Source organism: Sphingomonas sp. BK580 (assembly GCF_014194975.1).
In the GTDB taxonomy this organism is placed as follows: Bacteria; Pseudomonadota; Alphaproteobacteria; order Sphingomonadales; family Sphingomonadaceae; genus Sphingomonas.
Window position 1 is genome coordinate 691,701 of sequence record NZ_JACIAY010000001.1, and the last position, 14,771, is coordinate 706,471.

Consider the following 14,771-nt stretch of genomic DNA (forward strand, 5'->3'; position numbering starts at 1 on the left):
GGACATGTTCCGGCGGATGGGAATCTCGGAGCAGGGCATCCTACTTCTGAAAGAAGGTGTACGGCAACCTCGGCCTGAGCGATCTGCGCCATTTGAAGCTGCTTGGGGAGGGAACCGCAATCTCATGCAGCCGGTCGCCGACCTAAGCCTGAACAAGCATCCGGCATGATGTTTTGGCAAAGAAGCCCCGAGGCCTGGACGGCGGCACTAGCTCGTTGGGCACGTCCGAGCGTTCGACGACGTCAGTGAGCCGCACAGCTGCTCAGCACTGCGCGCCTTCCGCATCTACATGCTGCTGCGCAAAGAGGGATCGTGAACCTCAAGAAGGTGTATCGGCTTCTTCGGGAAGGTGGACTGAGCCTTCGACTCAGGAAGCCTCACCGCAACGTCAGCACTGCCAGCCGCGACCGGAACCAGCGGCGTTCGTGACCAACGAGGATGTGGTCGATGGAGTTCTCCTCCGACGCGCTGTTCGACCGCCTCGATGCGTTCACGCGTGAGGCGCTGGCAACCGACGTCGACCAAAAGTAATGGGTGAGCATGTGGTCGAGGTGATGGTGAGGAGCTCGTCGCGCGTTAATCTCGAGCCTTGAAAGCGATTGTTTGAAGCCGACGACCCAACAGCCGTCACTCAGGAGATCCTACCCGCTTTCCAACTCCGGCTGTTCGTTCATCTCCCATTTCGAAACTTTCGGGCGTTTCGCCGAGCCGTTCGTCTGGCTGAGAGTGGACCCTAACCGGCCATCCAACTGGCCGCGCTCGAAAGGTCAGGGTGGAAGGTGGCTGGCGAGAGAAGGTTTGCTTAAAGGAACTCACTGTCGCAGGAGAGCCTCGGATGGAAATGCTCGTTGCTATGTGGCTTGCTGCACAGGCGGTACCGCAGGACTGTCCCTCCACGTTGGCTCTTACGGGCAACGGTCTTGAAGTCGCCCGCCAGGTTCAGCTCTACGCTAAGTGCATCAATGTTCAACTCGGCGATCCGAGAGCGATCAGAAAGGCATGCGGGCATGCTCGGGCTACCGTGCTGACCGGTCTCACGCCTAAGACGATCCACATCAAGGTCCGTCGAGCGGTTAGCTGGCTTGATGCGATGTCGCACTGGCGACGCGAATGTGAGACTCATCTGGAAGTCGTAGAGTGACAAGGGCCTTTATGGCTTGAAGCCTTCCCGCCCTGTGCGCAAGCAAGCATCTAAGAGCGTTCTGTGAAAAACAAGCGGCTAACAATCAGGTGATTGCAATTCAGCGATAGTATACACCGGCTAAACCGCTCACGCCCGTTTCCGCAAGCCTATTGAGTTCATCGACCAAGTTCTTCCCGGTCGCCATTGCCAAAAACAAGAAACCGAACACTTCCTCCAACCATCTGCGCGTCCGACAATTCGACCAGCCAAACGTCGCCTGCTTCGCGCCCATAGTACGCCAGTTCGGTCGCATTTGGGCAATCCTTGCGGTACTGGCGTGGCGCATACTCTCGCGCCCGCAGAAAGGGATCGTCAGATCGAACCGGCTTCACAAACCTTGTAGCTAGTCCTCCGCCTATCAGGGTACCAGCCAGCAAGGAGGCGAGGATCGCGAGCACGATGGTTCGTATGGTCATCCGTCGACGCAGCCGATCTCGCGCGTGCCCGCAATTAGGCGCTCGGCGGTCGCTCTTAATCTCGGGTCCGCTTCTGATCCGACCGTTGAACCAATCAGTGTTCCGAAGCAAATCCGGGCGTTCCGCTACCACGGCGAGCGACAAGTCAGGGGAAGTTGGAGGTGCATCCTCCTGCCGCCAGGAAGGCTCGCCCGTCATAGCCGAATGTAACAGCACGTCACGTTTCGATTGAGCGTACATCCCGGCCTGCAGCGGTGTTCGGGTGAACGGATCGTCGCAGCCAACCACGCAGTGCATCTGCCGTGTAAACTTGCACAACACGCGGGACAGTGACACCTCCGTTCCACGGACCGCCCGCGATTTGGCCAGACCACGGAATGGTGAAGCCTTCATCGGGGTATCATGCCAAACTGCGTGAACGTCCGCCGTTGAACGAACTGGGCGCTTGCGGCCGGGTCGCGTATGGCAGGTTAGCGGAAGGACTGCTTCTTGCGTGCGCGATGCTCTTGATAAGCTGCGCGTAGGAGCAGCAGCGACAGGAGGAGAATGGCTCGCACAGGAAAGTGATCGAGAGCGAAGGTAAAGCCGCTATTCATCCAGTCGAACAAGTATTGTCCTGCTAACACAGGCAGGCCGATCCTGAACGCAAGGTGTTTGAGACGACGCCGCATCAGCTTACCATATAGCGACGTGGCTCGGCCGCAACGAGGTTCGGCGAGCGATGCCACCGCATGGGGCTGAATGGCTGCCTGTTGGCGCAGGCGGACAGCGGCGCCGGCCGCTGAGCTCATCGTACCTCATTGCTCATTCGGTCCGTGACTTGCGTGGCAGTGATCGAGCAAGAGCAGGATGAAGGAGCACAAAGCTTCTTCAGCGAAAGACCATCCAGACCGCTCGACCCTTTCCCAGAAATATACAACCTATTATATATTTTCCAACAGTGAGGTAGCGAAAGCGAACTACCTGCCTTGATTCTCCAAGGTAGTCGTCCCGGTCTAGAACGCGGGTCAACAACATCAACCCATATTCATCCCGCGTGTCGTTGAAAAATCCAAGAGCTGGGCCACACGCGGACATCAGTATTAACATGATCCAGATCAATCTACGTTTGATCCGTCCGAATGCGCCGCTAGCGACACGTGACTGCGCTGTCCGCATGATTATCAACCTCAATTTTGATCGCGTTAGGAGGTTAGCAGGCGCACTCGCTCGAGCCGCGTGCGGCCAACTCCTGTTTGTAGCGGCCTGCACAGCGCTTGAGCCTCCTGTTGCCGAGCGTGCGACGGTTCGGCTTCGGGATGGATGAAGCCGGCGAGGGCACCTTGAACGGGCCGACGGATCCACGCTCCGAGCGGAAGGCTGCTCGGAAGCGCGCGCCATCATTGCTCGTAGCTTTGATCACGAACGCGGTGAGCGGCAGCGTTATCAATGTGAAGATCAGGAGGCGTTTGTATGCCTCAACGGTTCCTACCTCTCCGGCGACGTCGGTGAAATATATTGACGCAGCGGCCGCGCCAACAGCCACTGCCCAAACTGGCGTTGCCCAGGCAGCTCTGCTGAATTCGGACTGGACTTGGACAACAGCCCGCCAAACTTACGATACGAGGCTCGACGTGTTGCACATCTGCCGGTCCGTGAATACGATGAATCGCTCATAAGGTCGTGCAAGCCCCGGAGATTAGCGGGCTCAGATGCGCTTTAGTAAATAAAGTAGTGGGTGGTCGTAGGCTTGAAACGGATAACCGCGTGTCGCAATCTCTAAACTGGGCAACGCCTGTTTGCAGGTTGGAAGGTCGCTGTCAGCCTAAACGTGATCTCGCCTGAGCCTACTGCCGACGTCCTGCTCAGCGTGCCACGGCGTTCTCCTGTGCGGCTTCCGTAAGCGCTTTCAGCGTCGCCGCATCGTTGCTCTGAACTGCCGTGAGAAGCGTCGCGGCGAGCTGCGCCAGCGCGCCCCCGTGCGGATCATACGCGATACGGCGCAGGGCCGCCGAGGCCTCGTCCCGACGCTGTCGTTTGAGGTGCATCATTGCCACCTCAAGCCCCAAGCCGCGGTCGAATGGCGCCAGCTGATAGGCATAAGCCAGGCCTGTCTCTGCATTCTCGCTCGTCGGCGCGCCGGACAGTGCGTAGGCGCGATAAAATGCAACCAGCGGCCAAGGATCTTGCGGGTCGAGCTTGTTGGCGTCGCGGAACCAGCCGCGCACAGCGCGCCAGCGCGCCGCGTCCTTGCTCTTATCTCGCAGCGCCTGGGCCTGCTGCGCCATCCCACGGTACATCATCGCGCGACGAGAACGCGGGTCGCTGGCAAGTGCCTTACTTGCGGCCGCGTCAGCGGCTGCATAGTCGCCCGCGTCGTACTCGGCTTCGGCGAGCGCAACCTGGACTGCCGGGTCATTCCGAAAACGCGCCGCCACCTCGCGCGCGTCGCTTACCACGCCGCGCGCGACCTTGGCATCGACGCCCCGCTGCGAGCGCTGTCGGATCGGCATCATGGCGGCCTCTGCCTCACTAAGCGCGCGCACCGTCACCGGCCCGATCGGCAGATCGCCGAGCTTGAGTCCGATCATCGGCAGCGTTTCGCTACGCGCATAGCTATTAAGCGTCTTGTCGAGCGTGCGCGGATCGCCGAACACCTTCGCCGCCTCCTTCGCGCTTCCGCGGTCGAGCGCTTCGAGATAGTCGTGGAAGGTTGTGCTCTCGCGCTTGCCGAGCGTCACGTAGTGAGTAAGCAGCCAGGAACGGCCGTAGAAAACCTGAGTCTGGTCCGGCGTCATCCGGTCCGCCGGCGAGCGCGTTAGCAGCACGCCCGCGGGTACCTCTGCGCTGTCGATCATCCCGACTGCGCGGTACAGCGGGGGCGCGCCGAACAGCAGGCGATCAGGCTCAAACCGGGCGGTAGCGTTAAATTCGGCAAATCCTTCGACGAACCAGGCGGGGAAGGTTCGCTCGCCCCAATTAGTGAACATGAAATGGTGGGCATATTCGTGCAGCAGCACCGCCTGCGCGGAGAGTGCCAGCTTGCCCTTGTCGCGCGTGTCACGTGGGACGAAGGCGACGGCACCCTCCACCCTTGGCAGGTAGACGCCCGCGACCTCGTCATTGCGGAGAAGTCGCTGCACCGCACGAACGTCTTTGAGAACGAATACGGTAAGCCGTTGCGCGGCGCTGACGGGAACGTCGGGCAGACCGCGCGTCACGCGCATCGCCTTATCGAATCGTTCGAGATTGGTGGCGAACGCGGCCACCGCGGCGGGATCGTCGTCCGAGTAGACAAGGAAGTGAGATGAGCTCGCCTCCTGCCATGCCGCCGCCGCCGGTGCCGATGCCGATGCCGCAAGCGCCAGTCCGCCCGCCAATATCCTCGACCAGCCGCGCATCGGCTACGATCCCCCTTTTGTCCCCCGTTCAAACCTAGGTCTCGCAAGCGGCGCGTCAATCACGATTGGCACCGCTATCGCGGGTGATTGGCCGACCGCGGGACGCCGCCCGCTCTGCGATGATCGCTGACGCTCTGACGCGCGGCTCACATTCCGCTTAACGGATCGAAGTCGGCCGTGCCGCTCTCCTTCATCCGCTTCCAGCCTGCCTCGCCAGCGCGGATCACGTTCTGCACGTCCCGCTTAGTGACAGGTCAAGTCGCATCCTCGCATGACTGCTGGACAACGGCCCTTGGCCGACCATCGCGCCGGTACCTGCGGAACAACTAGGAATTAAACGCTGGGGCCGGCAACGCCTTAGTGGCTCTGCATGGTCTCTCGGGCAGACTGACAGGTAACCCGCGCCACAGCTAAGCGGGTTCGGGCTAGCGTCCAGGCTGTGTCGAGCATAGCGTGTGCGTGTGATCGATCTCCGCGCCGCTCTGGGGACGTCAATCGTGCATGTCATGCTGTGCGGGACGCTGGCAGGCGTCTTCTCGCCCATTCCGCTCGTCTACGTGGATCCCGACTTCGCTTTCATCGACCCGAACATCGTGACGCCGCCTGCCGTTTACTCGATTGACGCGCCGCTCGTGGCGGGCGTCTCCCCCGAAATCGCCACTCTCGCCATCGCGTTAAGCGGTTGCCGCCATCGAGCGCGGCTCGACCGTTTCCCACGCCTGCTCGGGTCGGTTCGGGTTGCGGTACCCCGCAACGAGACAGCCTGCCTGCGCGCCGCTCCCAATGGCCGCGTGGATCGGGTACGCATTGAGGGTGCTTCCGCTGCCGAGCGGCGCTACGGCGAGCGCTACGTGGCGGACTTTCGGTTCGAGCCCGCTTTGCGCGGTGGGCAGCCCGTCGGCGCATGGGTGACGCTCACACCTCGTCGCTAAGCGTGCAACGGGAGCGCCGGCCGGTGACGAGACAAGCGGCGTCATCGATACGGGGCCGTGCTACTCCCGCTTGGCGAGCAGCGGTACGACGTTCGACCACCAGGCGCGGACGCTGTTCTCAGAACGCCTGATGGCGGCAGCCTCCGCTAAGCTGTTCGAGAGGCTGTCCGGGATACCGCGCCCGTTCCGCTCGATCGTGGCAACGAGAGTGGCGGCGGTTTCCCGGACCGTCGCATCCGACGGAGATGCGGCGAGCAGCTCGGGCACGCTGTACGGGTCGGACTCTACGACCGCCCACAATGCCTCGGCGAACGCGTTCGCCGGGATAAGCTCGTCGTCGAACAGCCAGAAATCCCTACCTTGAAGAGGATCGTCATAGAGCTCGATGTGGATCAGCACGATGTTCCCGGCCCACTGGATCCAGTCGCCGTCGAAACCCGCGCCTGCGAAGACACGCGCCGCCAGTTAGAGATCGTGACGTTCAGGGTGAAGCCAGTTCCTGCCGCGACGGTTTGTAAGTGATCGCCCCTTCCCAAAACGAAGCTGTAGCGGGAAGCGCCACGTCGTGCCCATAGCAGACCCTCTCCACGCTGCCGAGAAGTGCGCGTCGCCCCGCGAAAGTGCGCCGTTTTGGAAAGGAGGATTGAAGAAGTCGAGGAAGCCTCAGACTGGGTGGCGGTGCTGTCAGTCTAACGCGAACTCGTCTCTACACGATACACTTCGGGCTCCATAGGCGATGGTTCAGCGGACGAGCGCCTGCCACGTTGCCAGCGCCACGGAGCGAAGCTGCTTGTAGGTCTGGCGACCGACGAGGTGGCGTTCGTGGTTGCAGTGGTCATGGACGTTGGCGTGGACCGAGGCGAACTTCTGCAGCGTTCGCATCGGGCGGAGTCGCAGCATCGCTCGCTCTCGTCGCGCGAACGGCAGGTGCGAAATCTCCACCCGGTTGTTGGCCCAGCGACCCACCTCCTGCTTCTCGCGACGGCCAAGCTCGCTCAGCGCAGCACCGTAGGAGCGCAGACCGTCGGCGGTGATCGCCTCAGGCGAGCCATGGCGCTTGAGCGCCTTCATCGTGAAGGCGAGCGCGGCCTTCTTGGGGCATCGCCCTGCCCTACCCCGCCCACCAGCACCGCCGCATTAGCTTTGGCAGGACCTCACTAACCGGATCCGGCCCACGTCACCGACCCACTCTCGCCCGGATCAAACCCGCTCCAACATCAGCGCGATGCCCTGGCCGACGCCGATGCACATGAACGCCATGGCGTAGCGGCCGCCGATGCGGTGCAGCTCCTCCGCCGCGGTCAGCGCCAGCCGCGCGCCCGACATGCCGAGCGGATGGCCGAGCGCGATCGCGCCGCCGTTGCGATTGACGCGCGGGTCGTCGGGCGCGATGCCGAGGTCGCGCAGCGTCGCGATCGCCTGCGCGGCGAAGGCCTCGTTGAGCTCGATCACGTCGAGCTGGTCGAGCCCCACGCCGGTGAGCCGGCACAGCTTGCGCGCGGCCTCGATCGGCCCCGCCCCCATGATCCGCGGCGCGATGCCCGAGAGCGCCAGCCCCAACACGCGCGCGCGCGGCGTCAACCCGTTCTTCGTCGCGGCGACCTCGCTCGCCACCAGCATCGCCGCGGCGCCGTCGTTGAGCCCCGAGGCGTTGCCCGCGGTCACCGTGCCGTCGGGGCGGACCACCGGGGTGAGCCGCGCCAGCGCCGCGAGGCTGGTCGCGCGCGGGTGCTCGTCGACCGCGACCATGACCGGCTCGGCGCCGCGCCGCGCCACGGTGACCGGGACGATCTCGGCCGCGAGCCGCCCGCTGGCGATCGCCGCCGCGGCCTTCTCCTGGCTGGCGAGTGCGAAGGCGTCCTGCTCGGCGCGCGACACACCCCATTGCTCGGCGACATGCTCGGCGGTCTGCGGCATCGTGTCGACGCCGTAGGCCGCGCGCATCGCCGGGTTGACGAGGCGCCAGCCGAGCGTGGTGTCCTCGAGCTGCTGCGCCCGGTCGAACGCGCCGGCGGCCTTGCCCATGACATACGGCGCGCGGGTCATGCTCTCGACTCCGCCCGCGACCGTTAGCGCGGCGTCGCCGCAGCGGATCGCCTGCGCCGCCATGCCGAGCGCGTTGAGCCCCGAGCCGCACAGTCGGTTGACGGTCACTCCCGGCACGGTCTCGGGCAGCCCGGCGAGCAGCACCGCCATGCGCGCGACGTTGCGATTGTCCTCCCCCGCCTGGTTGGCGCAGCCGAGCAGGACATCGTCCACGCTCGCCCAGTCGACGCACGGGTTGCGCTCGACCAGCGCGCGCAGCGGCACCGCGGCGAGATCGTCCGCGCGCACGCCCGCGAGCGCGCCGTTGAGCTTGCCGATCGGGGTGCGCACCGCGTCGCAGAGGAAAGCGTCGGGCATCGTGTGGTCCTGTTCCAGCGTGGCGTCGTGCGGTGCGGGTCGCTCAGCGCGCGGCGATCCACGCGCTGATCTTGGCGTCGAGCACGTCCATCGGCAACGCGCCGGTGTCGAGCACCGCGCGATGATAGTCGCGCACGTCGAAGCTGGCGCCACGCGCGGCGGCGGCGCGCTCGCGCAGCTCGCGGAACTTGAGCTCGCCGATCTTGTACGCGCAGGCCTGGCCCGGGTAGGCGATGTAGCGATCGATCTCTACCGCCACGTCCTTGGCGGCCATCGAGGTATTGGCAAGCATATAATCGATCGCGCGCTGCCGATCCCAGCGTTGCGCGTGGAGGCCGGTATCCACCACTAGCCGCACCGCGCGCAGCATCTCCATGTCGAGATGGCCGAACCATTGCATCGGGTCGGTGAACATGCCCAACTCGCGGCCGAGCGACTCGGCGTACAGGCCCCATCCCTCGGTATAGGCAGTCGCCTCGCCGAAGCGCAGCAGCGGCGGCAGCGCCAGGTTCTCGCGCGCGAGCGTCAGCTGGAAATGGTGGCCCGGTATGCCCTCGTGCAGCGTCAGCGTCTCCAGCGTCGGGATCGGGCGCGTGCTGAGCATCGCCATGTTGAAATAGAGGATGCCGGGCGACACCCCGTCGGGCTCGCCGGGGCGGTAATAGCCGGTGCCGCGTTGCTCACCGAGCGCGGGCAGCGGGCGCACCGCGAACGGCGCTTTCGGCCGATCGTGGAAGAGCCGCGGGATCGCGGCCCAGATCTGCGTCTCGATCGCGGCGAAGCGTGCGAGCAACTGCTCGGGCCGGGTGTAATAATAGCGCTTGTCGGTCCGCACGTGCTCGAACAGCGCGTGCAGGTCGCCGCTGAAGCCGATCGTGCCCCGCACCTGCTCCATCTCGCGGCGAATCCGCGCGACCTCGCTGAGCCCCAGCCGGTGGATGTCGTCCGCCGAGCGCGCCGTGGTGGTATGGCGGGCGAGTTCCGCGGCGTAGAGCGCGTTGCCGCCCTTGAGCGCCCATCGACCCGGCGCCTCAGGGGCGCGCGGCAGATAGGTCTCGCGCAGGTAACGCTGCCAGCGCGCATAAGCCGGATAGACCTTGCCCACGATCGCGGCACGATAGGCAAGCGTCAGCCGCGTCCGGTCGGTCGGCGTGACGCTCGCGGGCATGCGCCCGATCGCCTTGAAGAAGGGGCTGTCGTCGACCGGGATGGCGAGCAGCGCGTCGACCTGGCGCAGGATGTTCTCGACGATGATGCGCGGCTGCACATGGCCCTGCGCCAGGCCCTCACGCAGTCGCACGACGTTCTGGTCGAGATGACCGGCGAAGCCATCGAGCCGCCGCAGTCCATCCTCATAGTCCGCCAGCGTCGCGAAGGGCGCGCTCGGGCCGGCGACGAAGTCGGGGAACTCCACCTGCAACCCGAACGACGGGTTCAGCGGCGTGAGCTGCGCGACCTTGAACGAGCCGTCGGCGATATAGGCGAGCGTCTGGCGCAGCCGATAGGCGAACACGTCATAGGCGATCTGGTCGACCGGCGGCAGCGCCGCGCGATCGATCGCACCGAGCCGCGCCAGTTCCGCGCTCTTGTTGGCGCGCAGCGTGGTCGCATAAGCGTCGCTGAGCGGATCGACGAAGACCGGCCCGCCCGCCGCCGCGCCCTTGCGCGCCGCGCCCAGCGGATCGAGCCGCGCGTCGGCCGCGGCGCTGTCGTCGAGCAGTGCGCGCAGCCGCCGCGACGCGTCGCTGTCGGCGGCGCGCAGCGGCGCCGCCGCGGCCAGCATCGTCGTGCCGAGCAGCCGAAGAGCGGCGCGACGCGAGAGACCCAATGCTATGTCGTCACCCATACCGCCCCCATTCGCGCGCAGTCTGCGCAACGAACGCGACCTTGCCAAGACACCCGCCGGCGCGCGCGGGCGGCGTTCGCCGCACCAGCGAAGGTGCCTAAAGGCAAGGATTCCTCCCGTTTTCGCGCTCACCTGATCGCGCAGCGATCGCTCGGTGGCGCGGGATGTTGCGCCTGACGCAACGACTTACTCGCGCGAACACGCTTGTGGGCGTGCGGTGATCGCCCATGCTGCGACACCGGGGCCGAGACGCCTCGGGGCAATCGGGGGATTTTACCATGAAGCGATCGTTCGTCGCGTTGCTGCTCGCGGCCTGTGCCACCGGCCCCGTGCTCGCGCAGGACGCCGCGGCGCCGTTTGTGCCGGTCGTGGCGCTGGTCGGCGGCACCGTGGTCGACGTCGCCAAGGGCACCAAGATCGCCGACGCCACGGTGCTGGTACAGGGCGAGCGGATCGTACGGGTCGGCGCCTCGGGCACAGTGGCGGTACCCGCGGGTGCGACCGTCGTGCCGATGCGTGGCCGATGGCTGATCCCCGGGCTGATGAACATGCACGTGCACCTCGGGCTCAAGCTGCCCGGCGCGCAGGGCAACGCGCTGTTCAACGAGACCGACCCGGAGGAGGTGCTGCGCATGGCGGACAATGCGCGCCGCACCTTGCTCGCCGGCGTCACCACCGTGCGCCTCACCGGCGAGGACCATGGCACCGATTTCGCCCTCAAGCGCGCGATCGACCGCGGCGAGGTGCCCGGCCCGCGGATCGAGACCGCCGGCGAGGTGATCGTGACCACGGGCGGTCACGGCTCACTCGAGGCGGACGGCCCGGCCGCGCTCTCGCGCGCGGTGCGCCAGCAGATCAAGCTGGGCGCGACCTGGATCAAGATCGCGATCTCGGGCGGCATCTCCGATACGCACGGCAGCATCTCCGCCGCGCCGATGACCGACGACGAGCTGTCGACCCTGATCGAGGTGGCGCATCGCAACGGCGTCAAGGTCACCGCGCACAACGGCTCGGTCGAGGCGGCGCGCCAGGCGCTGCGGTTCGGCATCGACGGCTTCGAGCACGGCTACCACCTCGACGACGCGGTACTCGCCGACATGAAGGCCAAGGGCGTGTGGCTGGTGCCGACGATGGTGGTGAGCCAGCCCGGCGCCTATGAGTTCTACCGCAAGATCGGGTCGCCCGACTGGTATCTCGAGCGCGTCGCCTCGACCGGCAGGGATCACTGGGCGATGCTGCAGAAGGCGATCCGCCTCGGCGTCAATGTCGCGCTCGGCACCGACCAATTTCCGTTCGAGCCAAACGGCGGGACCAACGCCACGGTCGCCGAAGCCGAATTGTACGTGAAGGCGGGCATGACGCCGCTCCAGGCGCTTCAGTCCGCGACGATCCGGGCCGCGACGATGCTGGGCCGCGAGGCGAGTGTCGGCCAGATCGCCGCCGGCCAGTATGCCGACATCGTCGCGCTGCCCGCGGACCCGACCGCCGACATCGCCGCGCTGCGTCGCATCTCGTTCGTGATGAAGGGCGGCGCGATCGTTCGCGACGACAGCGATCCGGCGCGCGTCACGCACTGACACCGCCAATCGTTGCGCCCAAAGCAACGATCGCTTCCTTGCGAAGGCGTTGTAACAACAACGCAACTCACCGACACTCCACCACGGAGCCGACGCGACAGGGGCAAGGTAGCGCGGCAGTCACGGGGAGATAGCGACGATGAGACAGCGCCTGATCGCGACCATGACCGCAGCCATGATCTTGGCGACACCGGTCATCGCGCAGCAGCCGACCGATGCATTATCGCGGATGTTTGTCTGGTGGGACCAGGCGTTCAAGACCCCAGGGGCATTCACGGCCGAGAACTTCTCGCGTTACTTCACGCCGGACGCGACCTTGACGCTGGAGGGACGCACCGTGATCCGCGGCGTCGACCAGTGGGCGACTCATTTCCAGAAGATCCAGGCGGGCGGCGGCGACGTCGAGATCGTGGTGCCGTTCAAGGCGGCGTTCCAGCAGGGTGACCGCCTCTACACCTATCACGTGATCCGCTCGCGCCGCGACGGCAAGCTCGGCTGCGTGCTCGCGGCCGGCCACGCCGAGCTGCGCGGCGGGAAGATCGCGTCGATCACCCTGGTCCGCGCGCCGGTCGACCTCGCCAAGGGGCCGCCCGACCCGGCCTGCTGGACCAAGTGAGCCGCTAAGGCCGCGCACCGCCGACACGGCGGGCGACCGTCAGGGGAACGTGGAAAGACATGCCGGTACGCGATCGCGCGCCGGTGAACGAAGGGGCATGGCATGAACGATCGCATGCGCGGCGCCCGCCGCGGCGTACCACAGCTTCGACACGGCGCCGTCATGGCGACCCTCCTCGCCGCGTTCGCCGCGCCTGCGACGGCGCAGCAGGCAACGCAGGACGAGACCGTCAGCGAGGCGAGCGGCGAGACGCCGGGCGGCGACATCGTCGTCACCGCGCAGCGCCGCGCCGAGTCGATCCAGGACGTGCCGATCGCGATCACCGCCATCACCGCGCAGACGCTCCGCGATCAGAACGTGCAGAGCGTCGAGGACTATTTCGCGCTCACCCCCAACGTCAGCTTCCAGTCCAACGGCTCGCGCGACCGCAAGGACCTGTCGATCCGCGGCATCTCCAACCAGCTCAATCCTTATGCCGACGTGCGCCAGGGCAGCTACGCCTTCTACATCGACGAGTTCAACGTCGCCGCCGCGACCAGCAACCCGCAGATCGTCGACCTCGAGCGAATCGAGGTGCTGCGCGGGCCGCAGGGCACGTATTTCGGCCGCAACTCGGTGGGCGGCGCGATCAACATCATCACCAAGAAGCCGGTCAATCACTTCGAGGGTGAGATCGAGCTGGGCTACAGCAGCTTCGACACCAAGCGCGCGCAGGGCGTGCTGAACGTGCCCGTGATCGACGGCGTGCTCGCGCTGCGCGCCTCCGGGCAGTACGAAGCGTCGGACGGTTACATCAAGAACATCTACCCGATCGGCGGGGGCAACGACAGCAAGTTCTACACCGGCCGGATCCAGGCGCGGCTCACCCCGCTGGACGGGCTAACCTGGGACTTCGCCTATAGCTACTCCGACGAGGCCACCGGCATGCGCAACGGCGTGCCGACCGGCTTCGTCACCGCGACCTGGGCCTCGGTCTATTACGGCCGCACCGCCGGGCTGATCGGCGACCCCGATGGCGTCGGCTTCTTCCCCGACAATACCGACCGCGTGAACTTCAACCGACCGCAGCGGGTCGGCAGCAAATATCAATATTACAGCACCCGAGCGGTGTGGGATGTCGGCCTCGCCTCGATCACCGCCGTCGTCGGCCACCTCAAGTCGGACGTGTTCAACTACGGCGACGTCGACGGCGGCAGCCGCGACTTCTTCTACGAGAACCTGAAGCTCACCCGCAAGTCGACCAGCGGCGAGCTCCGCCTCCAGTCCAACGGCACCAACTTCCTCGACTGGAGCCTGGGTGCCTCGGTCGGGCGCGACACCGGCGTGACCGGCCAGCAGACCTTCCACGGCGCGGACAGCCCGCTGTGCCCCGCCGCGCGCGCCAATGACTGCGAGGGCCTCGCCGTCACCGGGCTGATCTCCGACAGCGCGACCAAATATATGGCGATCTTCGCGCAGGGCACCTTCAACCTCACCGAGCGCTTCTCGGCCACGGTGGGCGGCCGCTACTCGTTCGAGAAAACGCGCAACTACGCCGAGAACCGCTCTAACGACATCCTCACCGCGGTGAACAACCGCTCGGCCGCGTTCGAGGATATCTCGCCCAAGCTGACGCTCAGCTACAAGCTCCGGCGCGACCTGCTGCTGTTCGCCACCGCCTCGCGCGGGTTCAAGTCGGGCGGCACGCAGACCAGCAACAACGTCAACCTCGCCAACGATTTCCGGCCTGAGACGCTGTGGAACTACGAGCTCGGGTCGAAATTCGACCTGTTCGACCGTCGCCTGCGCGTCGATGTCACCGGCTTCTACATGAAGTGGAACGACGTCCAGCAGACGATCCGCTTCCAATATATCGATCCGGTCACCGGCCTGTTGCGCGGCGTCAGCGGGATCGCCAACGCCGCCGCGGCGGATAGCTACGGTGTCGAGGGCAGCTTCGACCTTCGCGTCAGCGACGCGATCAAGCTGAGCGGCAATGCCGGCTACAACGAGTCCAAGTTCAAGGACTATCGCAACGCGCTGATCGACGGCGTGGTGATCGACATCACCGGCCGACCGCTCGTGAACGCGCCCAAGTTCACGCTCGGCGCACAGGCGCAGTACAAGCGGCCGATCACCGACCGGATCGACGGCTTCGCGCGCGCCGAGTGGAGCTATCGCTCGGAGATGCTGTCGACGCCGCTCGCTTATCGTTACACCGTCTACCCGTTCGTCTCGCCCGGGTACCATAACGTCAACCTGCGCGCCGGGCTCGAGAACGACCGCTTGCGCGCCACGGTGTTCGTCGAGAATTTGTTCAAGGCGCGCTATTTCGCCAACGCGTACGAGAAAGCCTTCTACAGCGGCGTGCAGGTCGAGCCGTCCTACCGCGTGATCGGCGGGACGCTGGGCTACAAGTTCTGACGGCATCGGCGGCAG

General features: G+C 65.5%; 11 protein-coding genes and 1 pseudogene. 5 read left to right on the forward strand and 7 right to left on the reverse strand.

Annotated elements, in window-relative coordinates:
* Positions 1-835 precede the first annotated feature (835 nt).
* Positions 836-1,141 (forward strand): hypothetical protein, encoded by a 306-nt coding sequence (locus tag FHY05_RS03020; RefSeq protein ID WP_183942894.1) that lies wholly within the window; start codon positions 836-838, stop codon positions 1,139-1,141.
* A 158-nt stretch (positions 1,142-1,299) separates the two neighbouring features.
* Here the strand turns inward: FHY05_RS03020 and FHY05_RS03025 are convergent, their stop codons facing one another.
* From FHY05_RS03025 to FHY05_RS03035, 3 genes are all read right to left on the reverse strand, one after another.
* Positions 1,300-1,599 carry a hypothetical protein gene (locus FHY05_RS03025; RefSeq protein WP_183942895.1) on the reverse strand — a complete coding sequence of 100 codons (300 nt, stop codon included), beginning with the start codon at positions 1,597-1,599 and terminating at the stop codon, positions 1,300-1,302.
* Positions 1,600-2,069: 470 nt separating this feature from the next.
* Positions 2,070-2,390 (reverse strand): hypothetical protein, encoded by a 321-nt coding sequence (locus tag FHY05_RS03030; RefSeq protein ID WP_183942896.1) that lies wholly within the window; start codon positions 2,388-2,390, stop codon positions 2,070-2,072.
* A gap of 1,053 nt (positions 2,391-3,443) precedes the next feature.
* Positions 3,444-4,979, reverse strand: coding sequence for a hypothetical protein (locus tag FHY05_RS03035; RefSeq protein WP_183942897.1), 1,536 nt, complete (start codon positions 4,977-4,979; stop codon positions 3,444-3,446).
* A gap of 461 nt (positions 4,980-5,440) precedes the next feature.
* On the opposite strand from FHY05_RS03035, the gene FHY05_RS03040 reads away from it, so the two are divergent.
* On the forward strand, positions 5,441-5,911 hold the full coding sequence (locus tag FHY05_RS03040) for a hypothetical protein (RefSeq protein ID WP_183942898.1): 471 nt from the start codon (positions 5,441-5,443) through the stop codon (positions 5,909-5,911).
* A 60-nt stretch (positions 5,912-5,971) separates the two neighbouring features.
* Here FHY05_RS03040 and FHY05_RS03045 read toward each other — a convergent pair whose 3' ends face one another.
* The 4 genes and pseudogenes from FHY05_RS03045 to FHY05_RS03060 form a co-directional block, all read right to left on the reverse strand.
* On the reverse strand, positions 5,972-6,310 hold the full coding sequence (locus FHY05_RS03045; RefSeq protein WP_183942899.1) for a hypothetical protein: 339 nt from the start codon (positions 6,308-6,310) through the stop codon (positions 5,972-5,974).
* Positions 6,311-6,652: 342 nt separating this feature from the next.
* Positions 6,653-6,994 (reverse strand): annotated as a pseudogene (locus tag FHY05_RS03050) (DDE-type integrase/transposase/recombinase); the annotation flags it as partial.
* 117 nt (positions 6,995-7,111) lie between these two features.
* The gene (gene pcaF / locus FHY05_RS03055; protein WP_183942901.1) at positions 7,112-8,314 is read right to left on the reverse strand and encodes a 3-oxoadipyl-CoA thiolase; all 1,203 of its coding nucleotides are present in this window, start codon (positions 8,312-8,314) and stop codon (positions 7,112-7,114) included.
* Between the two features lie 43 nt (positions 8,315-8,357).
* On the reverse strand, positions 8,358-10,160 hold the full coding sequence (locus FHY05_RS03060; protein WP_183942902.1) for a DUF885 family protein: 1,803 nt from the start codon (positions 10,158-10,160) through the stop codon (positions 8,358-8,360).
* A 278-nt stretch (positions 10,161-10,438) separates the two neighbouring features.
* Between FHY05_RS03060 and FHY05_RS03065 the strand changes: the two genes are divergently transcribed.
* From FHY05_RS03065 to FHY05_RS03075, 3 genes are all read left to right on the forward strand, one after another.
* A complete protein-coding gene (locus tag FHY05_RS03065) occupies positions 10,439-11,737 on the forward strand; it encodes an amidohydrolase family protein (RefSeq protein ID WP_183942903.1) in 1,299 nt (432 codons plus the stop codon).
* A 139-nt stretch (positions 11,738-11,876) separates the two neighbouring features.
* Positions 11,877-12,353: a hypothetical protein gene (locus tag FHY05_RS03070; protein ID WP_260181105.1), complete on the forward strand. Its 477-nt coding sequence runs from the start codon at positions 11,877-11,879 to the stop codon at positions 12,351-12,353.
* A gap of 162 nt (positions 12,354-12,515) precedes the next feature.
* On the forward strand, positions 12,516-14,756 hold the full coding sequence (locus FHY05_RS03075; protein ID WP_183942904.1) for a TonB-dependent receptor: 2,241 nt from the start codon (positions 12,516-12,518) through the stop codon (positions 14,754-14,756).
* Positions 14,757-14,771 lie beyond the last annotated feature (15 nt).